The sequence below is a fragment of the Streptomyces sp. JW3 genome, from assembly GCF_052216785.1.
Taxonomy (GTDB): Bacteria; Actinomycetota; Actinomycetes; order Streptomycetales; family Streptomycetaceae; genus Streptomyces.
This window is the reverse complement of sequence record NZ_JBQOUX010000243.1, coordinates 1-1038: the sequence shown is the minus strand read 5'-3', so window position 1 is coordinate 1038 and position 1038 is coordinate 1. Positions and strand designations below refer to the sequence as shown.

General features: G+C 74.3%; 1 protein-coding gene. It reads right to left on the bottom strand.

From position 1 onward, the window contains the following. On the bottom strand, positions 1-1038 hold a 1038-nt coding region (locus ACTT8P_RS38305), incomplete at both ends, for a heavy metal translocating P-type ATPase (protein WP_442836403.1).

The following is a 1038-nucleotide window of genomic DNA, read 5'->3' as shown; positions in this document are numbered from 1 at the left end:
ACCACGAAGACGGAGGAGAAGGCCATCGCGGCTCCGGCGATCATGGGGTTGAGGAGTCCGGCGGCGGCGAGGGGGAGGGCGGCGACGTTGTAGCCGAAGGCCCAGGCGAGGTTTCCCTTGATGGTGGTGAGGGTGCGGCGGGAGAGGCGGATGGCGTCGGCGGCGACCCGCAGGTCGCCGCGGACCAGGGTGAGGTCGCCGGCTTCGATGGCGGCGTCGGTGCCGGTGCCCAGGGCCAGGCCGAGGTCGGCGGTGGCGAGGGCGGCGGCGTCGTTGACGCCGTCGCCGATCATGGCGACGGTGCGGCCTTCGGCGCGCAGGCGGGTGATGACGGCGGCCTTGTCCTCGGGGCGGACGTCGGCGATGACGTCGTCGATGCCGACGGCGCGGGCGACGGTGGCGGCGACGCGGTGGTTGTCGCCGGTGAGCAGGACGGGGTGCAGGCCGAGGGCGCGCAGCCGGGTGACGGCTTCGGCGCTGGTGTCCTTGACGGTGTCGGCGACGGTGAGGACGCCGCGTGCGGTGCCGTCCCAGCCGGCCAGGACGGCCGTACGTCCGTCCCGTTCGGCCTGTTCGGCGGCGCGGGCGAGGGTGTCGGGGACGTGGCCGAAGAGGCGTCCCACGGTCACCTCGCGCCCGTCCACGCGCCCGCGTACGCCGCGTCCGGGGATGTTCTGGAAGTCCTGGACCGCGGGGAGGGCGCCGACCCGGTCTGCGGCGCCGGTGGCGATGGCCTGGCCGATGGGGTGTTCGGAGGCGTGTTCGACGGCGCCGGTCAGGCGCAGGAGTTCGTGCTCGTCGGTGTCGTGGGTGGTGTGGACGGTGTGGAGGGTCATGTGGCCGGTGGTGACGGTGCCGGTCTTGTCGAGGACGACGGTGTCGACGCGGCGGGTGGATTCGAGGACCTCGGGGCCCTTGATGAGGATGCCGAGCTGGGCGCCGCGGCCGGTGCCGACCATGAGGGCGGTGGGGGTGGCCAGGCCCAGCGCGCAGGGGCAGGCGATGATCAGGACCGCGACCGCCGCGGTGAACGCCGCC